Annotated in this window: 15 protein-coding genes; 3 read left to right on the forward strand and 12 right to left on the reverse strand. The window is 44.0% G+C overall.

From position 1 onward, the window contains the following. Positions 1-260: 260 nt before the first annotated feature. Together flgG and flgF are read right to left on the reverse strand one after the other, a co-directional pair. A complete protein-coding gene (flgG, locus tag ACI4L0_RS10515) occupies positions 261-1,055 on the reverse strand; it encodes a flagellar basal-body rod protein FlgG (RefSeq protein ID WP_439800127.1) in 795 nt (264 codons plus the stop codon). A gap of 19 nt (positions 1,056-1,074) precedes the next feature. Continuing rightward, positions 1,075-1,875, reverse strand: coding sequence for a flagellar basal-body rod protein FlgF (gene flgF, locus ACI4L0_RS10520; RefSeq protein ID WP_439800128.1), 801 nt, complete (start codon positions 1,873-1,875; stop codon positions 1,075-1,077). A gap of 250 nt (positions 1,876-2,125) precedes the next feature. Between flgF and ACI4L0_RS10525 the strand changes: the two genes are divergently transcribed. Next, positions 2,126-3,571 carry a putative bifunctional diguanylate cyclase/phosphodiesterase gene (locus ACI4L0_RS10525; RefSeq protein ID WP_439800129.1) on the forward strand — a complete coding sequence of 482 codons (1,446 nt, stop codon included), beginning with the start codon at positions 2,126-2,128 and terminating at the stop codon, positions 3,569-3,571. A 235-nt stretch (positions 3,572-3,806) separates the two neighbouring features. After that, positions 3,807-4,586 carry a ZIP family metal transporter gene (locus ACI4L0_RS10530; protein ID WP_439800130.1) on the forward strand — a complete coding sequence of 260 codons (780 nt, stop codon included), beginning with the start codon at positions 3,807-3,809 and terminating at the stop codon, positions 4,584-4,586. 31 nt (positions 4,587-4,617) lie between these two features. Here ACI4L0_RS10530 and ACI4L0_RS10535 read toward each other — a convergent pair whose 3' ends face one another. Both ACI4L0_RS10535 and eno read right to left on the reverse strand, forming a co-directional pair. Next, complete coding sequence (locus ACI4L0_RS10535) at positions 4,618-5,244, reverse strand: class I SAM-dependent methyltransferase (protein WP_439800131.1); 627 nt, start codon at positions 5,242-5,244, stop codon at positions 4,618-4,620. 24 nt (positions 5,245-5,268) lie between these two features. Beyond that, positions 5,269-6,564: a phosphopyruvate hydratase gene (gene eno, locus ACI4L0_RS10540; RefSeq protein ID WP_439800132.1), complete on the reverse strand. Its 1,296-nt coding sequence runs from the start codon at positions 6,562-6,564 to the stop codon at positions 5,269-5,271. Between the two features lie 470 nt (positions 6,565-7,034). Here eno and ACI4L0_RS10545 point away from each other — a divergent pair, with 470 nt between their 5' ends. Continuing rightward, on the forward strand, positions 7,035-8,327 hold the full coding sequence (locus tag ACI4L0_RS10545) for a glucose-1-phosphate adenylyltransferase (RefSeq protein ID WP_439800133.1): 1,293 nt from the start codon (positions 7,035-7,037) through the stop codon (positions 8,325-8,327). A 111-nt stretch (positions 8,328-8,438) separates the two neighbouring features. Here ACI4L0_RS10545 and rho read toward each other — a convergent pair whose 3' ends face one another. The 8 genes from rho to ACI4L0_RS10585 all read right to left on the reverse strand — a co-directional run bounded on the left by rho (position 8,439) and on the right by ACI4L0_RS10585 (position 16,721). Beyond that, positions 8,439-10,205 carry a transcription termination factor Rho gene (gene rho / locus ACI4L0_RS10550; RefSeq protein WP_439800134.1) on the reverse strand — a complete coding sequence of 589 codons (1,767 nt, stop codon included), beginning with the start codon at positions 10,203-10,205 and terminating at the stop codon, positions 8,439-8,441. Positions 10,206-10,573: 368 nt separating this feature from the next. Further along, positions 10,574-10,990: a bactofilin family protein gene (locus ACI4L0_RS10555; RefSeq protein ID WP_439800135.1), complete on the reverse strand. Its 417-nt coding sequence runs from the start codon at positions 10,988-10,990 to the stop codon at positions 10,574-10,576. A 23-nt stretch (positions 10,991-11,013) separates the two neighbouring features. After that, a complete protein-coding gene (locus ACI4L0_RS10560; RefSeq protein ID WP_439800136.1) occupies positions 11,014-11,340 on the reverse strand; it encodes an HU family DNA-binding protein in 327 nt (108 codons plus the stop codon). A 108-nt stretch (positions 11,341-11,448) separates the two neighbouring features. Further along, positions 11,449-11,727, reverse strand: a complete 279-nt coding sequence (gene rpsT / locus ACI4L0_RS10565) for a 30S ribosomal protein S20 (protein ID WP_439800137.1) — start codon at positions 11,725-11,727, stop codon at positions 11,449-11,451. A gap of 46 nt (positions 11,728-11,773) precedes the next feature. Further along, on the reverse strand, positions 11,774-11,947 hold the full coding sequence (locus tag ACI4L0_RS10570; RefSeq protein ID WP_013701598.1) for a hypothetical protein: 174 nt from the start codon (positions 11,945-11,947) through the stop codon (positions 11,774-11,776). Positions 11,948-12,155: 208 nt separating this feature from the next. Further along, on the reverse strand, positions 12,156-12,920 hold the full coding sequence (locus ACI4L0_RS10575; RefSeq protein WP_439800138.1) for a lysophospholipid acyltransferase family protein: 765 nt from the start codon (positions 12,918-12,920) through the stop codon (positions 12,156-12,158). A 27-nt stretch (positions 12,921-12,947) separates the two neighbouring features. Next, positions 12,948-14,879, reverse strand: a complete 1,932-nt coding sequence (locus ACI4L0_RS10580; RefSeq protein WP_439800139.1) for a glycosyl hydrolase 53 family protein — start codon at positions 14,877-14,879, stop codon at positions 12,948-12,950. Positions 14,880-15,260: 381 nt separating this feature from the next. Then, positions 15,261-16,721 (reverse strand): SPOR domain-containing protein, encoded by a 1,461-nt coding sequence (locus ACI4L0_RS10585; protein ID WP_439800140.1) that lies wholly within the window; start codon positions 16,719-16,721, stop codon positions 15,261-15,263. Positions 16,722-16,727 lie beyond the last annotated feature (6 nt).

The raw sequence follows: 16,727 nt of genomic DNA on the forward strand, positions 1-16,727 counted from the left end.
TTTAATCCCGGGCAGAAAAATCTCCTGAAAAACAGGCTCAAGGCAACCTTTGAAATCTGAATGTCTTGAAATCCAGACTGCCAATCGATTCCTTGGATTTAGCATTATAGCAGATTTCAGCTCATAATTCAATGTTCCGCCGGAAAATTCCCTGCTTGCGCTTTCCCCGCCAGAATTTTCTGCGCCTAAAAAAAATCCGGCTTCTGCGGCAGACCACAAAAACCGGACTTCAAGGAATAATTGAAAAGACTAACGGCAAACTAGCGTTTCAGCCCTGCTGCGGTCTGAAGCATATTGTCGCTTGTCTGAATAGCCTTTGAATTGAACTCGTAGGCGCGCTGGGCAACAATCATCTGAACCATTTCGTTCACGACAGAAACATTGCTCATTTCAAGGAACTTGTGCTTTGTAATGCCCATTCCGTCTATTCCGGGGCGACCTGCAATAGGCTCACCGGAAGCGTTTGTAACCTTGTAGAGGTTGTCGCCGGTATTTTCAAGTCCGACCGCATTCGGGAAACGGTACAGTTCAAGCTGTCCGACTTCCACAGGCTCAAGCTCGCCGTTCACCTTGACATTCACGCGTCCGCCGTCAGAAATTGAAAGCGTTTCAAGCTGAAAGCCTTCAGGAAGAATTATCTCAGGCATCACGCGAAGACCGTTAGCAGTAACAAGCTGTCCGGTCGAGTCAACCTTGAACGAGCCGTCCCTTGTATATGCCCAGCTTCCATCATACTGCTGAACACGGAAAAATCCGTCTCCCACAACAGCAATATCCGTGTCAACTCCGGTAGCCTGAAGAGAGCCCTGTGTCATTATCCTCTGTGTAGCTCCAACCTTGACACCGCTTCCCATCTGATGACCAACGGGAGTCACTGTGTCCTCTGTTGCCGGTGTTCCAGCAAGCTTCACGTTCTGATAAAGCAAATCCTCAAATTCCGCGCGGTGCTGCTTGAAGCCGGTTGTATTGACGTTTGAAAGATTGTTTGAGATTGTATCAATATTCATCTGCTGGCCGTTCATTCCTGTGGCGGCATTCCATAAACTTCTTACCATCTGCTATTTCCTCCGGATTTTAGCGGTTTACTGTAACAACCTTTGACCACAGCGTATCCATCATGCTGTCTTCTGTCTGCACAGCCTTCTGGTTAGCTTCGTAGGCGCGGTTCACTTCTATCATCTGAACCATTTCATTTACAACATTGACATTGCTCGCTTCTGTATATCCCTGCAAAAAACGCGGACGCTCATCTCCCTCTGCAATGTATGCCTCGCCTGAAATGCTGTTTGAATTCCAGAGCGAAGAGCCCTGCTTTTTCAGGTATCTCTCGTTTTCAAAGCGCACAACCTTTATTCTGTCCACAAGCTGGTTATCTTCGCTTGTATAAACCATTCCGTCCTGATTCACAAAAAATTTATCATCGGGAAGATGAAGAGGCCCGTTTTCCCCAAGCACAGGATAGCCTTCCTTTGTAAGAAGAATTCCCTCTTTGCCGAGGTGGAAATTTCCGTTGCGTGTATACCGCTCGCCCGCCGGAGTCTGAACGGCAAAAAAGCCTTCGCCTCCAAGAGCAAGATCAGTCTTTGTATCAGTGGACTTGAAAGAGCCCTGGGAAAAATCAGTGTAAAGCTCGTTTGTTTCAACGCCAAGCCCGATGCTTCCTATTATAGGAGCGACATCAGCGGAACCGAACGGAGTCTTGTACACACCGTCAGCCGCAGTCCGCCTAAGAAGAAGCTCGCTGAATTCCTTGCTGACAGGAATGTCCTTTTTAAAACCTGTCGTGTCCACATTGGCAAGATTGTTTGAAATCGTATCCAGCCTGTTCTGCTGGGCATTCATTCCGCTTGCTCCGATATACCAGCCTCTAATCATAACATAACCTCAGTTAACTTATCGGCATCTGCAAAAAAAAATTAACCGAATTCCCCGGGACAGCAAACCGGGACATAAAAATGAGATATTTTTCTTGTTTTTTGGCTGATTGCAGTTTATACTGAAAAAACATCTAAAAGTGCTTCTAAAAAAGCTCAAAAGACTTTTTAGAACATTAAAAAAGTATGGAAGCTTCCGTTTTTCAGGGCGGAATTCTGTTGCACATAATTTTTTTTGCGGGAGTATAACAATGCACACACTAAGCTTTACTGCGATGGCTTTTATTTTTTTCACCACGCTGATTCTGTTTGTAATAGCGCTCCTTCTCCTTATCCTCCACAAAAAAAGCTACATCATAGAGCACGACAATATAACAGGGCTTCCTGCATACAGCCGATTTGAGCATGCAGCAAGAAAAGCCCTCAAAGGCGCAGTAAAAGACGAATACATGATTCTTTCGCTCAACGCCGACAACTTCAGAATTATAAATGACACATACGGAATTCTGTGCGGTAACAAAATACTCAAGATTCTGGGAAAGCATTTTGCCTCCTGCTGCAGAAAGGGCGAATTTGTGTGCAGATTCTACGCGGACAATTTTGTTTTTCTGCTGAAGGGAATGGAATTCTTCTGGGACATAGAAGAGCGTGTCTACAACATGACAGAAGTGGACGAGCTTCTGAAGGAATACATTCCGCCGAAGTACCAGTTCAATTTCAGCGCGAGCATATACCGCATAGAAAGCCCGGACGACGACATAGAGTCAATGATCGATAAAGCGAACCTGGCGCAGAAGCTTTACAAGAACCGTTTTGCCACGCACAGAGTCATTGAATACACAAGCGCGCTCAAGGACAGCCACAACTGGAACAGGGAAATAACGCTTTCCATGGAAGCCGCATTCGAGAATATGGAATTCGAAGTCTTCTACCAGCCGAAATTCAGATTTGAGGACGAAACTGTCATAGGAGCAGAAGCACTTATAAGATGGAACAATCCGCGCAAGGGATTCCTTTCCCCGGAAAAATTCATACCGCTGTTCGAAAACAACGGTTTTATAGAGAAAATCGACAAATTCGTGCTGAGGCGAGTATGCCTGTTCCTTGAAGAGTGCAGCAGAGCCGGAATCACAAGCAGCCAGCCGCTGACAGTTTCATTCAACCTGAGCAGATGCAATCTTTACACCCCGAATCTCATTGAGGAGCTAAAGCAAATTTCACGGCAGCACGATATAGGCGAAAACAAAATTGAAGTGGAGCTTACAGAGCGGATTATGGTGGACAACCCTGCCCGTCTTGTAAAGGTGATGAACGAAATCAAAAAAGCAGGCTTCTCTGTTTCGGTGGATGATTTTGGAGCAGGCTATTCATCCCTGAATCTTTTGAAGGATATGCCGGCCGATGTTATAAAGCTCGACAAAGAATTCCTTTCTTCACAGGAAGACGGAAAAAGCTCAAAGGAGCGCATAATAATATCATCTGTAATTGAAATGGCCAAAAAGCTGAACATCACCACAGTGGCAGAAGGTGTTGAAACAAGAGACCAGTGCGAAATGCTCAAGACAAGCGGCTGCGACATTGCACAGGGATTTTACTATGCAAAGCCGATGAGAGAAAATCAGTTCAAGGAATTTCTAGAAGCCGAACAGACCAAAAACAAGCAAACACACGATGAAAATATAAGAAAAAACGCATAGTATAAATAAAGCAAAAAAAATTTATGCAGTTTCAAAATTCAGAAATCAGCACTGTTTGCAGCGTGCAGACAGACAGTTTATGAATTTTTGCATAGGCAGGCAACCTAATTCCTTATTATACAATAACATAAAAATCAAAAAAATTTCATTTTTGCATCGGAGTAACATTCAGTTCTTCTCTTGAACGAACCGCCGGCTTGACTTTATACTACAAATAAAACAACAGGGAAATAATATGAATCTGATTATTGCAAAAGGTCTTTTAATTCCGTTTTTGGGAACTGCGCTCGGCTCTGCGCTTGTTTTTTTTATGAAAAAGGAACTGGATGTAAAAATCCAGAAAATGCTTACCGGATTTGCGGCCGGCGTTATGGTCGCTGCATCTGTGTGGAGTCTTCTTATTCCGTCTATGAATTCTGCCTCTGATATGGGGCGGCTTGCATTTATTCCTGCCGTTACAGGTTTCTGTTTAGGAATGCTGTTTCTGCTTCTTCTTGACGTTGTAACGCCGCATATGCACCTTGACGAAACGGTGGAAGGTCCGAAAAGCCAGCTGAAAAAAACAACGATGATGGTTCTTGCCGTAACGCTCCACAATATCCCGGAAGGAATGGCTGTAGGCGTACTGTATGCAGGCTGGGCTTCCGGTTCGGCGGATATTACGGAGGCAGGCGCGCTTGCACTTGCGCTTGGAATTGCAATCCAGAATTTTCCTGAAGGCGCGATTATCTCTATGCCGCTCCGCTCAAAAGGTCTTTCCAGAGGAAAAGCGTGCTGGTACGGCGTTCTTTCCGGCATTGTAGAGCCGATTGCAGGACTTCTTACCATTCTTCTTTCTACGCTGATTATTCCCGTGCTTCCGTATCTTTTAAGTTTTGCCGCCGGAGCAATGATTTACGTCGTCATCGAGGAGCTTATTCCGGAAATGTCAGAGGGAGAACATTCCAACTGGGGAACTATTCTTTTTATGGCAGGGTTCAGCCTGATGATGGTACTTGACGTTGCGCTCGGATAAGATTTTTATATATCAAATCGTACGGGATTTTTCATATTTTTTTTGCAGCAACAAGCACACACTCTGAAAGCGGCTTCCCTTTTATGACATCGCATGAAATAACTTCAAATCCGCCTGAAGAAACTGCGGCGCACAATTCCTCTGCTGACCATTTGTGATATGTTTTAAATCCGATTTTTTCCATAACGAGAATTTGAAAATTCGAACTTCCTTTTTCATAGACGAATGTCGGAGCAAGAAGAATTCCACCGTCCTTTAGAACACGGAAAATTTCCCTCAATGCTTTTTCTGGCTGCGGCATAATATGAAGCGTATTGGCAATAAGAACAACGTCAAACTGACTGTCCGCATAATGCAAATCCGTTGCATCCTGCACTTCAAATGTTGCATTCGCCAGCCGGGCAGAGGCAAGCTTTTTTATTTCTGCAATCATATTCTCTGAATAATCGGTGGCTTTCCACGAGCCGGAATGTTCCGCCAGTAGAAAAGTCAGCTGTCCTGTGCCGCATGCAAGTTCAAGCACAGTCTTGTCTTCAGTTATGTACGGCGCGATTTTTTTGCTGATTGCGCTGTATGTGCCGCTGTTTTTTTTCATAAACGGCGCATACAGTTTTGCAAAACGCTGCCAGAAGCATTTGTTTGTATTTTCTGACTGCATTTTCAGTTTGCCTCTGCCCTGATTTTATTTCTTGAATTTGAATGCGCTGAATCCAGGATAAACTGCGCTTGCGCCAAGCTCCTCTTCTATGCGGAGAAGCTGGTTGTATTTTGCAACACGCTCGCTCCGGCTCGGCGCGCCTGTTTTTATCTGGCAGGTGTTCAGGGCGACTGCAAGGTCTGCGATTGTAGTATCCTCCGTTTCTCCCGAGCGGTGGGAAGCTATCGCCGTATACCCTGCGCTGTGAGCCATTTTTATTGCTTCAAGTGTTTCCGAAACTGAGCCGATTTGATTCAGCTTGATGAGAATTGAATTTCCGCAGCCTCCGTCAATTCCCTTTTTGAGCCGCTCAGTGTTGGTTACAAAAAGGTCGTCGCCTACAAGCTGCACTTTGTTTCCGAGTTCCGCCGTCATAAGCTTCCAGCCGTCCCAGTCTTCCTCGTCAAGTCCGTCCTCAATCGAATAAATCGGATATTTTCCGCAGAGTGTTTTCCAGTGCGCCACAAGCTCCGCGGAAGTGAATATCTTTTTTGCCTTGGGAAGCAGATACTCGCCTTTTTTCACTGTCTTCCATTCACTTGAAGCGGCATCCATAGCGAGGACAAAATCACTGCCCGGTTTATAGCCGGCTTTCTGTATTGCCTCAAGAATGAACTCAATCGCCTCTTCGTCGCTCGCAAGGTCAGGAGCAAATCCGCCCTCGTCTCCCACACCAGTTGAAAGCCCCTTGCTTTTCAAAATCGCGCCCAAGGAATGGAAAACTTCTGTGCACCAGCGAAGCCCTTCCCTAAAGCTTTGCGCGCCTGCCGGCATAATCATAAATTCCTGAACATCAACTGTATTCGCCGCGTGCGCCCCTCCGTTCAGAATATTCATCATCGGAACCGGAAGCCTGTTTGCATTTGCTCCGCCCAAAAAACGGTACAGGGGAATATCGAGCGAAATCGATGCCGCCCTTGCAGCCGCAATAGACACCGCAAGAATCGCATTTGCACCGAGATTCGATTTGTCTTTTGTTCCGTCTGCATGAATCATCGCCGCGTCAACTGCGTAAATATCAGAAGCGTTCATTCCCGAAAGTGTCTTGCAGATTACGCTGTTTATGTTGTTCACTGCCTTTGAAACGCCCTTTCCGCCGAAACGGCCTTTATCGCCGTCGCGAAGTTCAAGCGCCTCAAATTCACCGGTAGAAGCACCGCTTGGAGCCGCGCCGCGACCGATCGTTCCATCTGACAAGCGGACTTCCGCCTCAACAGTAGGATTTCCGCGGGAATCAATAATTTCCCGTCCGGTGATTTTTTCAATTTCAAGATAATTCATCCTAACCTCCCATAAAAAATCAAGAAGAAGCAGATAAAAGCCGCGCCATTTCAGCAGACTTTATCTCACACTTCCCTAAAAACCCGATACTTATAAGATATGAAAATAACTTTGATAATTCAAAGATTTTCTGCAGAACAATAAAACGCTGGATGCAGTTTTCGCATTTTCTGGAATATTGCAAAACATTCTGTTTGAAAAATTTCCAGAACGCCGGTTTTCAGCAGTCCGACATTCTGGAAAAAGGCAAACTGAAATACACTGGTTAGCAATAACTAACTAAAACCAATATACAGTTTTCTGCAAAAAAGCACAAGAGAAAAATAGAAAAAAAACAAAAAATCAGCGCAAAAGAATTTCAAGGCCCAAATATATAAGGAAATTAAGATATTTTGTTGCAAAATTCAAAAACTGATTTATAATTATTGAAAACACATCTCAAGTTTTAACAAGCGGAGGAATTTAACAATATGGCTTTAAAAAACACTGAAGAACCAAGAGTTCTTGCAATCATCCTGGGCGGCGGAAAGGGAACACGCCTATACCCACTTACAAAGGAACGCTCCAAGCCTGCTGTTCCTTTCGGCGGAAAATATAGAATTGTCGATATTCCGATTTCAAATTGTATAAATTCCGGTTACAAAAAAATATATCTTCTTACACAGTTCAACTCAGCCTCGCTCCATCTGCACATAAACAATTCATACAACTTCGACCGTTTTTCAGGCGGCTTTGTAGAAATTCTCGCGGCGGAGCAGACACTTGAACATTCAGGATGGTATGAAGGAACTGCGGATGCTGTGCGGAAAAATTTCGGTCATTTCAGAGTTCAGCATCCCACCCATTACATAATTCTTTCCGGCGACCAGCTTTATAAAATGAACCTCAAGGATTTCATGACAAAGCATATTGAAAGCGGAGCTGAAATCACAATAGCCGCAAAGGCTGTCAACAGAAGAGATGCCTCCGGATTTGGAATCATGCAGGTTGATGACTCCAGCAGAATTACGGCATTCATGGAAAAGCCAGCCAAGGATCAGAATATTGACGCATGGAAAATCCCTGAGAAGTCAAGAGGAGATCTTCCTGCCAGCCTTGAATACCTTGCATCCATGGGTATTTATATTTTTAATGCCTCTACAATGGAAGAGCTTCTGGACAACGACAAGACTGACTTTGGAAAGGAAATTATTCCAATGGCAATCAAGTCAAAGCAGGTGAACAGCTATATCTTCAATGACTACTGGGAAGACATCGGAACAATCCGCTCGTTCTATGAAGCCACGCTTGACCTCACAAATCCTGTTCCAAATTTCAACCTCTATGAGGAGGACAAGCCTATCTACACACAGATGCGCAATCTTCCTCCGAGCAAAATCAACAATGCAAACATGACAGCCACACTTGCAAGCGAAGGATGCGTCATTGAATACTCAAGGCTCCAAAAATCAGTTATAGGAATCCGCTCTATAATAAATGAAGGATGCGATTTGAACGGCGTTGTAATGATGGGAGCAGACTTTTACGAGACTGAAGAAGAAAAGGCAGAAAACAGAAAAAAGAAAGTTCCAAACCTTGGAATCGGAAAGAACTGCAAGATAAACAAGGCTATCATCGATAAAAATGCCCATATCGGAGACAACTGCTGTATAAACATCAATGGAAAAACTTATGAAGACGGTGACCACGGGCTGTTCTACAGTTCAGACGGAATCATTGTTATAAGAAAAGGCGCTGTAATTCCGGATGGAACAGTAATCTAAAAATGCGGTGCAAGCAATCCGAATGACTGCCCTGAAAAACCTCAGGGTGCATTTCAGGCGCGCGGCTTTGCAAAGATGCCTTGAAAAGACATTTTGCAGGCCGTGTTTTTTTTATTCTTCTGACATTCCGCCAGGATTCATTGAAGCAAGGAATGCCTCATTATCCTTGGTTTTCCGCATTTTATCACGTATAAGCTCAAGCATGTCAGCATCATCCATAGGATTAAGAACCTTTCGCAGAATCCACATTCTCTGAAGCTCTGCCTCGGAAAGAAGAAGCTCCTCTTTTCTTGTGCCGGACTTTTTGATATTGATTGCAGGAAAAAGCCTCCGCTCGGCAAGCTTTCTGTCAAGGTCTATCTCGCTGTTTCCAGTTCCCTTGAATTCCTCGAATATAACTTCATCCATGCGGCTTCCTGTTTCAATGAGCGAAGTTGAAATTATTGTAAGGGAACCGCCCTCCTCGACATTACGCGCGGCGCCAAAAAAACGCTTAGGCTTATGGAGAGCATTCGAATCAACACCGCCGGAGAGAACTTTTCCGGAAGTAGGAACTGTCTGGTTATATGCGCGTGCAAGACGTGTTATAGAATCAAGGAAAATAACAACGTCGCGCTTATGCTCAACAAGCCTCTTTGCTTTTTCCAGAACCATTTCAGCAACCTGAACATGGCGGGTGGCCTGCTCGTCAAATGTCGAAGAAATAACTTCGGCCCTTATGGAACGCTCCATTTCTGTAACTTCCTCGGGACGCTCATCGATAAGAAGAACAATAAGATAGACTTCAGGATTATTAACCGTTATCGCATTTGCAATTTTCTGCATCAAGGTTGTTTTTCCAGCCTTTGGAGGAGCTACAATCAAAAGACGCTGGCCTTTTCCAATAGGAACAAAAAGATCAACAATTCTGGTGCTCAGTTCAGTTGAAACAGTTTCAAGGCGAAGCTTTTCATTTGGATAAAGCGGCGTAAGATTTTCAAAAGGAACACGTGTCTGGGCAACATAGGGATCTTCAAAATTTACAGTTTCAATCCTCAAAAGCGCAAAGAATTTTTCACCTTCCTTGGGGCTTCTGGTCTGGCCATAAATCGTATCGCCCGTCTTTAAATTGAACAGGCGAATCTGGCTCGGAGAAATATAAATATCATCCGGCCCTGGAAGATAAGAATTCTGCGGACTCCGCAAAAAACCATAGCCATCCGGCAAAATTTCAAGCGCGCCAGAAGCAAAAATTATTCCGCCGTGGTCAGTATGCGCCCTGAGTATTGAAAAAATCAAATCCTGTTTTTTCATCGGCGCCATTTCGTCTGCGGAAATTCCATATTGAACACCAAGTTCTCTAAGCTCTGGCATACTTTTTTTGGTAAGGTCATTTATTAAAAGGCGGGGTTTGGACTCATACTCTTCAGGATTTTCTATTTTCTGCGCGGCCTGAACGGCTTCAAGCCTGGCCTGAAGATTTCTTTCGTAACTGGTGTTATTGTAGCGGTTGTTATAGCGGCGGTTTCCGTATCTTCCGTTTCCGTTCCATCTTCTGGTATTGTCATAGCGCGGACGGGAATAATGCTCTTCCTGGGATCCGCTGCCCTGCTCGTAGGAAGAATGCTGCTCAGAACTATCCAAAGCGGCAGAGGAATCCGCAGAAGAAGACTCGCTTTCCGGCGGCAATGACACAGAAGACTGCTCTGCATTTTCCGAATCATCCTTTTCCGGCTCAGAAGTTTTTTTCACAACACGCCGGCGCCTCACTTTCGGCTGGCTCTTTGGCTCATCTGAATCCGCAGACTCCGGATTTTCATTTCCTTCAAGCTGAGACACAGCTTCTTCCGCCAAGGAATCCGCTGTCTCGTCTGAATTACGGCGTTTAATAATTGCCATAGATTACTCCAAAAAATTTGAAATCCCCAAACAGATGGGATATGACATTTTTAATACAGGCACTGCAAAATAAGTTCCCGTATACAAAACTGCAATGTTTTTTTGATTTTATGTTCCGGCTGAAAATAATAAAACTTTCAGCGATTATATAAAAACCCTCACAGGGAAAAATTCAGGAATGTTCTTTTTTTCAGAAAAATAAAAACGAAATAGGCAAGCCTGCAACGCAAACTGCAAAACAAAATAAACCGCGGAATTCAGCGAATTATTTCAAACATTTCTTTATTTTAATCTCAATACAATGTCTTTGTCAATGAAATTAAACTTTTATATTTTCAATGAAACCTCAGATAAGTCTAAAACAAGAATTACCTTGCTTCGTTCGACTGCATAATCAAAGAATTTTTATATTCATCCGAAGCGGCAGAAAAAACATCAGAAGACGGTATTTCCTTCAGCATGGAAATTTTCCCTTCAAATTCTACCCCATCAGAAATACGAAGTCTTGCTGCTTTCAGGTCTCCGTGAACCCTGCTTCCAGCGCAAAGCTCTATGCGGTCTTTGGCTTCTATGTCTCCTGTTATTTTTCCTGAAACAACAATCGAATTTGCAATCATTCTGTCAATATCACAAACCGCGGTCTTTTCAATTTCAAGATTTCCTGATGCCTGTATAGTTCCATGAAATTTTCCAGTAACCACAAGATTATCTGAAAAACTCAGCACACCGTCAAATTCAGTCTCCTGGCCGAACACTGTTATATTTCCAGCAGTAAATTTAGACATCAGCACACCTCTTGCATAAAAACTTAGTTTGTCTTATTGAATGATTCATTTACAGGCAAATCCCACAGCGCTCTTTTTAATTCCTGTCCAGAGCGGAAAGCAACAACATAGTGTGGAGCAACTGAAAGCTGCTGGCCTGTCTTTGGATTACGGGCATTCTGCCTTCCTTTGCGGAGTCTAGGTTCAAAAGTTCCAAAACCTCGTAATTCTATAGTATCCCCTTCCTTCAAACATATTTTCATTTGATCAAAAAGATTTTCAACTATAGATTGAACTACAAATTTTTCACATTTTGTATTTTGATAAACAGCTTCCAGCAAATCGTTTTTTGTGACTTTTTTTGAAGACATTCCAATACCATAATAAAAGGAACCGCCTAAAAAAAACTGTTCAGTATAATCCCGAGAAAATCCAGGACACAGTTAAATACAAAGCTATTAGACAGTTCCCTTTTTAATTTATTTTGCTGCTGCAAAAGTTACATTATAAAGAACAGCCATACGGCTCTTTTTACGAGCACATGCATTAAGTTTTATAACACCCTTGCGGTATGCATTGTCAAGTTCAGAATGAAGAACCTTGAGTTTTTCCTGGGCAAGCGGCTGATCCTTTTTCAAGACAGCTTCCATATATTTTTTAAGGCTTGTATGAATTCTAGACTTTACAGCCTTGTTGCGCATTCTGCGGACTTCGCTCTGAGCATGTCTCTTTTCTGCAGATGTTTTCTTTACTGACACAGGATACCTCCGTATAATTTCCTATGAAAATAACATTAATTTAATTTTATTTAAAATCTTTTGGTCTGCGTTCAATGCGCTTGCACTTCTGACATTCCGCAAGATTCTTAAGCTTTCCGTTTTCAAAAAACGTCTTCATTACAATTTCACCGCCGCAATCTGGGCAAATAAATTTCTGTGTTGCAACAGTTGTACGAGAGTTCTTACTGGCTCCGGCCATTATCTTCCTCCATAATAGATTTTTAGCCTCCAAAGAAAAGGAAGCTTATTTTTTATTTGAAACAGCGGCAATTCAAAATCAACAGACATTGGAAAAACCACAGATTTCTTTATATGTTCTAAAAATATACACAATTTAATATTTGTATGTCAAGAACAGAACCTAGATTCTTGGCAAAATAAAAGGCAACTTTTCCCAAAAAACAGGACTAAACAGCATCAGAAGACGGCGGAAGCTTTCTCCATTCATCAAGCTGATTTTTTATCAATTCCCTGGCTTCCTCCAGCACATTCTTCTGCTCGTCCTTTGTTGAAGGAAAAGGAAAAACTTTAAGAACCTTCACGCGGTAAGAGCCTCTGTGGAGATTTTTGAACAGGGAATCAAGCCTTGAAATCTGCCAGCCGCCATCAAGCGCGCAGACCGCAACAGGAAGCGATGTTCCTTCCACAAGCCGCCTGAATCCGGCCGCATAGAACTGCCCTACATTTCCATCGCGGGTTCTTGTTCCCTCAGGAAAAATAATGGGCGTTTTTCCGCCTGAAAGAACACGTCCTGAAAAGGAATCTATCGACAACATCGCGACAGACGGACTTCCGTGGCGGGGAATCATGCAATGCCCCTGGGACTTCAGCATTTTTCCTACCATCGGAACACAGCCGAGTGTATCCTTTGCAACGAACCTTGCCTTTTTTCCGCCGAAAAAACGCAGATAAACCACAATGTCAAAAAGACTCTGATGGTTTGAAATCACGACAAACTGCGGAGGAAGATTTTCCAGACTTTTCTTATCTTCCAGAAGACGGAATTTCCTGTAAAATCCAAGCAGGGCAAAGACAACCCTTGCGCAGTGGCAGGTGATATAATCAGACCAGAAAAGCGCAGCCCTTTTGCTGAACGGATAGACAAGGCAAAGCATGAGCGCAGGAAATGCGATTTCTCCAAGACAAAACAAAAGTGTAATAAAACTAAGCATGGCCTGATTATACCAAGGGTTTTTCTATTATTCAACAAGCAGAAGATTCACGTCGTCCATCACAATCCACGCTCCGTTCGCGCCTCCAGCGGCATCGAATTCAGCCTTTATATGCGCTGACACCGTAATGGACTCGTCCTCCGCAGTAAACTCGAACTCAGGAAGCTCTGCCCTGAAAAATTTTTTCCATACATTCGGAATTTGCACATCAGCTGAAAATTCCCTCACAGAGCCGTCCCTGCCTGATATGCTCACCTTGAAAACTGTTCCGCTCGGATTTTTTACTCCGGTGCCCTCAAAGCTTGCAAAGCACTTGTATTTTCCGCATGAAAGATTTTCAACTTTCTGTGAAATATCGAATTCGTAGCCGCTGGAATCCCATGCAGTAAAATAGCACAGGCCGTCCCTTGCATTCTGGCTGTTCCTGTCAACCTTAGGCTCCCCGGCGCCAATTTTGTTTTCCACAGTCCAGCCTGTCAGGTCGGAAGTTTCAAAGCTGCCGTTGACAAGGAAATTGCTTGCCGTAACCCGGACAGTGCATAAAACAGGAGTGCCGTTTTTCAGCCTGCCGGAAACTTCATACTCTCCGAACGAAGGATTCTGCATGACAGCAGAGGCGGATTTTTCATCCCATTCAACGCTCTCGTTTTTTACTTCGCCGTTATTGTAGAGAACACTGACAGTACCAGGAAGCGCGCCCTGTTTTCCGAATGCGAATTCAACAGACGGAGATTCAATGCGTATTATACCGAGTTTTCCCCTGGAGCCTGTCCGCGCATATTTGAACACATTCAGCGACTCAAGGGCTTTTCCGTCAAAATCAAAGAGCGCCTGATTATCCCATGTTCCGCCGTTCATTCCGGAGCCGACTTCCCTGTCATATTCCGCGGCAAACGAACTTGCCCATCCGCAGCCAAATTTTTCCCAGGATCGCGCATTTTCCGCAAGAACATCGGCGGCGCCAGGAGCAGCCGGATCATATTTTTTCACAGGAATCCAGGCAGGCTCCCAGTAAAACACGCCCACGCCCTTCTTTACCGAAGCAACAGCCGCAATCACATCCCTGACCGCAACAGCCTGACCTTCAACTGAAATAGGATAGCGGAATTCCTGGTTGCTTGACATTGAAGAAACAACATTTCCAAAGCCGTCCCCGTCTTCGTCCGTGAAAGGATATGAAGTTTCCGCGACCATGACTTTTTTACCATATATATTTGAAAGTTTTTTCAGCACAACAGAAAGCTTGTCAACATCTCCGTGCCAGAACGGATAATAGGAAGTTGCAAAAATGTCATAGTCAACCTTGTACTTTTCAAGCATCGAAGCCTTTTTTTCAAGATAGCCGTCCGAAAGAGGATCAGTATAGTGAACGGCAATCTGAATTCCGCTGTCAAACGAGCGAACAGCGTCACATCCGGCCTTTACCAGAGCGCAGACAGCATCGTCATAAATTTCGCCGCAGATTCCATTATTAATTTCATTTCCCACCTGAACCATTTTTACATTTACACCGGCGTTTTTCAAAGCCTGAAGGCTTTCCAAAGTAAAAGAAGACACCGCAGATTTTTTCTGGTCAAGCGAAAAATCCTTCCATGCCTTCGGAGCAGACTGCTTGTTTGGATCCGCCCAGAAATCTGAATAATGAAAATCAATCAAAACATCAAGGCCGGCTGCCGCTGCCCTTTTTCCGATTTCCACGGCAGTTTCAACGGTACAGTTTCCGCCGCCGTATCCATTTCCGTTTTTGTCAAACGGCTCATTCCAGACACGCACTCTGACACAGTTCACACCGCCGCTTTTCAGCAGATTAAGAAGATCCTGTTTTTTTCCCTTGGAATCATAAAAAACTCCGCCGGCTTTTTCCACTGAAATCATCGATGACACATCTGCGCCCATTATAAAATCTTCCGCAAGATTTTCCACAGGAAGAACTGTTATTTTTTCATTCTTGCCGCCCAAAGCTCCGCAGCCAACCGAAAAAAAACAAAAGCAGCATAACAGCGAAATCAACAACCTCACCTCAAGCAGCGAAGTATGTTGATTCTTAGAAGGTATCGCAGCCGGATTTCGATGCAAGCAGCGGGATATCAAGCCCTCAGCACAAATAAAAAAATTTCTACACAAAGAATTCATAAAGCCTCCAAAGCGCGGAAAAAGACCGCAAATAAAAATCAACACGAGTTGATTAAATATTATACATCATAAAATTCCATAAGGCAAATTCTTTTTAAAACAAAAAACTGCTCAATAAGCCAAGCGCGAATCTGAAAACTTCCAGAAAAACGCTGCCTATTGAACAGTCTATTCAAAAACTATAAAGAACTAGAAAACGCTCTGCTGTTAAAATTTCTTTACAAAGGCATCCTTGAAGCCGAAATCCTTGAACCTTGCAAGAACTGCGCCGTATTCATCAACGGAAAGCGGTCCTATAAGAACACGGTAATTTTTTCCGGCCGGAATAAGCACAACAGGATATTTAGAATACTTTACAATAAGCTTTTCTATATTCTTGTCACTGCTCATTGTTGCAATCTGAACATAGTAACATCCCTTTGAAAGTTCTGATTCCGAAGCCTTTACATAGTCCCTGATGTTCACAGGATATTCAACAGCAGACTGCACAGGGCTTACTTCAACAGGAACAATTTCCACAACCTGCTCCTTGGAAGGCTCGACAGGCGTTGGAGCTTCAGGCTCGGACGGAACAAGGATAATCGGAGCATATTCATCGCTGCCAGAAACAGTTTCTTCAACTTCCTCTACGTCCTTAACTTCCTCGACTTCTTCCACTTCTGAAACATCTTCCACAGGAGAAGTCTCCTCTACAGAAAGCGATTCTTCTTCTACAGGCGAAACTTCCTCTGCCTCAAATTCTTCGGATTCTAATTCATCATCTTCTTCTGCACAAGCAGGCTCTTCGTCCTGGAATTCTTCAGCCTCGGCTTCTTCTTCTACAGGTGAAAGTTCTTCTGAAAGCACAGCTTCAGCTTCGCTTTCCTCAGCAGGAGACGGCTGCTCAACTGCATTCTTTGACTCAAGGAATCCATCCTCAACGCTTTCATAATCCTCAAGCGGCTCGGCGGAATCTTCCGGCTCTGTATTTTCTTCGCAAGGTTCGTCCATAACCTCATAATCTTCAATATCTTCAATCACAGAATCGTCAGTGGAATCTTCCTGTAATGGAACAATTTCAGGCTCTGGTTCAGTTGAAAAATCAGCCTCGGCTTCTTGTGCGCTTTCCAGCGGCTCTTCATCAGGAATCTCATCCGGCGCATTTTCTGAGTCCCCGTCATCAAACAGAGGAATTCCAGCAACGGAAACAGCCGGCGCTTCAACAGGTGCTTCTGGAGCTGCGGCGGCAGACACATCCGGTTCGGCGGACACAACTTCAGCTGGCACAGCAGCGGCAGGAGCATTTTCAGCAGGCAAAGTTTTTTCATCAAGCACTGCGCTTCCCGACACGGTTTCATCAAAAAATCCCGAGCGAGGGGCAAGCTTTACCCTTACTCCAGAATTGCGCTCAATTCCAAGGCTTTTTGCGGATTCCTCTGAAATAAGAACTGCGATTCCGTCGGATGCATCCAAAGTTCCAAGATTCAGAATCTGCAAAGTGATTCCTGTCTTAGGATTTGTTATTGAAACGCTGTCTCCCGGAAGATAGCCAGCGGTTTTTCCAAAATATCCCGCCGGAAGATCGTCTTTGCCGGCAACCTCAATAATGCCCTCCACAGCTCCCTGCGGCTCGGCAAAAAGAGAAACTGAAAACAATAAAATTAAAATTCCAGATAAAATTTTTTTCATACGTCC

The organism is Treponema sp. (genome assembly GCF_051883275.1).
In the GTDB taxonomy this organism is placed as follows: Bacteria; Spirochaetota; Spirochaetia; order Treponematales; family Treponemataceae; genus Treponema_D.